At 33.9% G+C, this 5391-nt stretch carries 5 protein-coding genes; all 5 read left to right on the forward strand.

Annotation, left to right across the window (positions count from 1 at the left end; genetic code table 11):
• Positions 1–121 precede the first annotated feature (121 nt).
• Positions 122–727, forward strand: coding sequence for a TRAP transporter small permease (locus tag J7K39_10245; protein MCD6180269.1), 606 nt, complete (start codon positions 122–124; stop codon positions 725–727).
• Complete coding sequence (locus J7K39_10250; protein ID MCD6180270.1) at positions 724–2001, forward strand: TRAP transporter large permease; 1278 nt, start codon at positions 724–726, stop codon at positions 1999–2001. The genes J7K39_10245 and J7K39_10250 overlap by 4 nt, the downstream gene beginning before the upstream one ends.
• Before the next feature lie 152 nt (positions 2002–2153).
• Entirely contained in the window at positions 2154–3017 is an 864-nt protein-coding gene (locus J7K39_10255) for a sugar phosphate isomerase/epimerase (protein ID MCD6180271.1), read from the forward strand.
• 92 nt (positions 3018–3109) lie between these two features.
• On the forward strand, positions 3110–4006 hold the full coding sequence (locus tag J7K39_10260; GenBank protein ID MCD6180272.1) for an NAD(P)-dependent oxidoreductase: 897 nt from the start codon (positions 3110–3112) through the stop codon (positions 4004–4006).
• 357 nt (positions 4007–4363) lie between these two features.
• Positions 4364–5391 (forward strand): hypothetical protein (locus J7K39_10265; protein MCD6180273.1); only part of this gene is annotated, 1028 nt, incomplete at its 3' end.

Below are 5391 nucleotides of genomic sequence, written 5' to 3' on the forward strand. Positions count from 1 at the left end.
AAAGCAGTTCAAAGTGTGCTTGCTGAATATCGTAACAAATAATTTTACGTATTAAATTTAAGAGTGAGGTCAGTAAAATGGCCTCACTCATTTTTTACGCAAAGGAAGGAATCCGAATTTTATGGATTGGCTAAAAAGATTCGACCGCTTTATTACCAGGTCTATAGAGCGGATTATTACTGTTTTTTTTATAATAATTTTTTTATTAATATTTAGCCTTGTATTGTTACGGTATGGATTTAAAACATCCATTATGGGAACAAACGAAATTATTACCATGCTATTTGTATATTGTTCAGCTTTAGGAAGTGCTATCCTGGTCAGACAAAGAGAACATATTAAAATATCTTTTTTTGTTGATAAACTTTCTTCAGGTACTAAAAGGATTGTTTTGACTATCAACTATATATTAATTTCCGTTTTAAATGGCGTCTTTTTTTATATGAGCTTAGGTTGGATTAAATCTATATGGACTTTCAAATCTCCGATGACGCAAATTCCTTTTTGGGTACAAAGAATTCCAATTCCTATTGGGTGCGGTCTCGTAATATTATATTGCTTTTATAGTATTTATCTAATTTATGCAAATTCCGAAGAACTTTCTCGTGAAACTGAAGATATTTATGCAGAAATAGAAGGATTGGTGGGGCAAGTAAAAAAAGACATTAAACAAGATAGTTTTATCGCAAAAAGAAAAACAATGGCAAAAGAAAGGAAAAAATCATGACGCTTTTATTGGTGGCATTAGCTCTATGTTTGATTATGGGAATCCCAATTGCCTATTCTTTAGGTTTATCCGCATTATCATACTTTTTAGTATATAGACCAGAACTTTTAACAGTATTCCCCCAGCGCCTTTTTTCCGGTTTAAATAGCGATGCAATGATTGCGCTTCCTTTATTTATTGTTATGGGACAATTAATGAATGATAGCGGCATTACTAATAGGATTATTGATTTTAGCAACTTGATATTTGGAAGATTAAAAGGTGGGCTTGGATGTATTAATGTTTTTGCAAGTATGATCTTTGGAGGAATATCCGGATCATCAGCTTCAGATACTGCCTCAATTGGTGCGATATTGATACCGGAAATGGAAAAGCGTGGATATACTAAAGAATATTCTGCCGGGATAACAGTAGCCTCTTCCACTATGGGTATGGTAATTCCACCTAGTGTTCCAATGATACTTTACTGTGTAACGGCCGAACAGTCTGTTGGGAAATTATTTCTTGCTGGCCTAATTCCCGGTGTGTTGGTTGGTCTTTCACAGTTAATTATCAATTTAGTTATTTCTTATAGACGAGATTACCCGAGGGAGAATTTTGAATACTCCTGGGGAAATGTACTGAAAGTTACACGACAATCATTGTTAGCACTAATTATGCCAGTATTTGTTGTTGGGACTGTAGTTTTTGGTGTTGCAACTGCAAATGAATCTGCTTCTTTTGGGGTTATGTATTCAATAATAGTTGGTCTTTTTGTTTTTCGTGGCTTAAAAGCAAAAAATCTTCCCGGGAGTTTTTTGAAAGCAATTAAGACCTGTTCATCAATAATGATTATTATTGCAGTTAGTCAGTTATATGTATGGATATTAGCTCTTGAAGGGATACCGCAATCTATAGCAAATTTTGTTATAGATTTGAACCTTTCTCCCATATTTACCTTAATTGTGATTATGAATATCATTTTATTAGCTGGTACTTTTATTGATGTTAGTCCTGCAATATTATTATTTACTCCAGTTTTTTTACCAGCATGTATGGCCATTGGTATTTCGCCAGTTCAATTTGGTGCTTTATTAATTGTAGGACTCGCTGTAGGCACAGTTACCCCCCCGGTTGGTACTTGCCTTAATGTTGCTTCTGCAATTTCACATATGGAAATTTTTGATATATTTAAGGCTGCAACCCCCTTTTTAATTGCTAATATTTTCGTATTGCTTTTGATTTGTCTTTACCCACCAATAACAACATATTTACCAGAGTTATTAGTGAAATAATATTAAGAGGAAGAATAATTGAACGTGAACTCTTTTCTTTTTGGCTACAATAAATCATCAGATTCCTGTTAAAAATATTGAGGCCTAGTATGAATATATGCGAAATCGATATTTTAATAAATTAAAAATAATATTTTAGGAGGAAAATAGTAATGAAAATTGGTGTAATTACAAATGGTATTAGTGAAGATCTTGAGTATGCATTAAAGGTGATGAATAAAACAGGGGTAAAATATGCTGAATTGCAATTTGTCTGGGATAAACAAGTAGGAGATCACACCCCTGAAGAAATTGATAAAATTAAAAAACTGGTAGATTCTTATGGAGTTAAGGTTTCATGTGTTTCCCGGCATAATTTTAACGGGCTTTCTATAATGGATACTGAAGTTGGTGACGAAAACTATAATCAACATATGGCGTATCTTAAAAAGACAATAGATATGGCAAAGGCTCTCGGAACTCGACTAGTCCGGGTTATGACATTTAATAAGCAAATGGTTATTTGGGGAACAAATGGTGCTGACAGGTGGGTTGCAGGAGGAAATAAATCTTGGAATAAATTTTTGAAGTTATTTGAAAAACCCATACAACTTGCAGAGGATGAGGATGTTGATTTAGTCATGGAAACCGGAACAAATGCGATGATAGTTTCAGGTTATTTGGCAAGAAAAATGATAGAAGATTTAGGAACAAAACATTTAAAGGTTCTATGGGATATTGCTAATTCACTTTATTGTGCAGATATTCCTTTCCCAGATGCCTATGAAGAAATACGTGATTATCTTGGACATATTCATATGAAAGATATGAAAGTAGATATTCCAAAAGCTACTGTCAATTTTCGTTCTTTGGGTCGGGGAGATCTTGCTCCTTATTTGGAAGATATTGCTAATGCTCTTAGAAAAGATAATTATAATGGTGTAATATCATTAGAGAGCGTCTATCGACCAGATGGTGGAACTTTTGAGGATGGATATTATAAATCAATCGAGGTAATGAAAGAATTGTTTGGATAAAAAAATAGTAAAATATCATTATATAGAGGGTTGCTATATTGGAATATAAATCTAATAAATATAAATAATATTTTAGGAGGAAAATAATAATAATGAAAACTGTTGGTTTTATTGGACTTGGTGATATGGGAATGGGAATGGCAAAGAATCTTCTTAGGGGTGGATTTAGAGTTAAGGGATTTGATTTACGCGAAGATAGATTAAAAAATTTTGCAGAAGCAGGTGGAGAAGCTGTAAAGAATTGTGCTGAGGCCGGTGACAATGTTGATGCTGCTTTTGTAATGGTGCTTAATGGAAGTCAGGCAAAAAGTGTGATTCTAGGAAAGAATAGCTTGCTTGATACCATGAAGCCAGGGTCGATTATCATAATCACCGCTACAATTGGTCGAAAAGATATTAAAGATATTGAAGTAGCCGTAAAGGAAAAGGGTATCAGGATGGTTGATTCGGGCGTTAGCGGAGGGCGAAATGGTGCTAATGCTGGTACTTTAACTTTAATGGTTGCTGCTAAGCATGATGTATTTGAGGAATGCCGAGATCTTTTTAATGCAATTGGTAAGAATATTCATTATGTTGGTGAAGAGATTGGAATGGGGCAAGTTGTAAAATCATGCTTGCAAGCCTTGATTGGAGTTACTTTTGAAGGAGTTTTTGAAACATTAGCCCTGGGAGCAAAAGCTGGTGTAAGACCAGAAGTACTATATGATGTTATCAGCACAACCGGAGTGGGGGGTCCTTTATTTCAAAGTACTACAAAATTTATTATGGAGCGTAAGTTTAAAAATACCGGGAGTCATATTGGTACAATGTATAAGGATTTAGGTATTACTATGAGTCTGGCAAAAGAATGTGGAGTTCCAATGTTTGCAACAAGTATTGCAATGGAAATGTTTCAAGCAGGTATATCATCATTCCCCGATGAAGATAATTGGTCAGTTGTGAAGATTCTTGAACGTATCACAGGTGTTGAGGTAAAAAAAGACGAGTAGTATTTCAAAAAAATAACCTGGAAAACATATGGTTTTCCAGGTTATTTTTTTTGAGAGAATTTTTAAATAATGCTATTAAAGGTCATGTAGATTTTTTAGAAACCTCTTCCAAATAGGACTTTTATGTTCTACTGGAATCTATGCACCATATCAGTAAGAGAGAAAGAGCTAGGTATAATATTATATGACATCTATCATATGTAGGTTGTGGATGTGGACATAACTAAAACTTCAGAAAAAATATCATGAGTATTTTGGATAGGTTCATATTACAAATGTACCGTATAGATGTGTAACCCTATATAGTTAACAGTTAGTTAACAGAGGTATTTTATACTAGATGATAAAGAAGGAATTATGAAAAAAAGTACTGATTCTATACAAAAATTCACAGGTCTGTGGACTGCTAATAATTATAAAAGAACTCCTATGTTTAATTCAGGGGAATCTGGAAAAATAACTATTTCTAAAAAAGATAAAGGTATATTACGTAGATTGGCAACAAAAGTAGCTAGTTTATCTAATCGTCCTATTGAGGAAGAAAAACGAAAATTGTGGTATGAGCATAATTCATTAAGGCCAATACGTCCATTGGTTTTTTGTGACCCGGAAAATGGGTGGAATGAGATAATTACCAAAGACCAGATAGACTGTGCAGGAGAACTTGCTCAAAGATGGGAGATAGTTTTACGTAAAGAAATTTTTTGGGGAGAACTAATGTTGGATGATAAAGTAATTGAGCCAAACTTTGACATTGGATACACGTATAATGAAAGCAATTGGGGAGTTGAGCCAATAATACAAGGTGGAGAGGACGGTGGGGCATATACCTGGGAAGCCCCGATAAAAAAATACAGTGATATTGATAAGTTGCATTTTCCAATAATAAACGTTGATTACAAAGCAACTCAAAGAACATTAGAAGTCGCTAATGATACTTTTGGTGATTTGTTAAAAGTAAGAAAAATTGGGTTTTGGTGGTGGTCGCTTGGGTCGACCTATCTCCTTGCTTTGCTAAGGGGGTTGGATACTATGATGATTGATATGTATGACAATCCTAAATTAATACACAGGTTAATGAAAATTATTAGTGAAGGAACTTTAGAAAAACTAAATTTTTTAGAAAAAAATGGTTTATTATCAATAAATACTGACCGTTATGTTGGGTCTGGTGGTTTTGGATATACAAAAGAACTACCAACTAAGGGATTTGACAATTCTAAAGTGAGAACAATAGATATGTGGGGATTTTGTGAGAGCCAGGAAACTGTGGGAATATCACCACAAATGTTTGAAGAATTTATTTTCCCATATCAACTTCCTATACTTAAACGTTTTGGATTAAATTGTTATGGTTGTTGTGACCCCTTAGATCAAAGGTGGTA

The organism is Bacteroidales bacterium (assembly GCA_021157585.1).
Classification (GTDB): domain Bacteria; phylum Bacteroidota; class Bacteroidia; order Bacteroidales; family UBA12170; genus UBA12170.

Bases quoted from the DNA above. Each gene is read 5' to 3' on its own strand.
- J7K39_10260 (MCD6180272.1), top strand. From the start codon at position 3,110: ATGAAAACTGTTGGTTTTATTGGACTTGGTGATATGGGAATGGGAATG.
- J7K39_10245 (MCD6180269.1), top strand. From the start codon at position 122: ATGGATTGGCTAAAAAGATTCGACCGCTTTATTACCAGGTCTATAGAG.
- J7K39_10255 (MCD6180271.1), top strand. From the start codon at position 2,154: ATGAAAATTGGTGTAATTACAAATGGTATTAGTGAAGATCTTGAGTAT.
- J7K39_10250 (MCD6180270.1), top strand. From the start codon at position 724: ATGACGCTTTTATTGGTGGCATTAGCTCTATGTTTGATTATGGGAATC.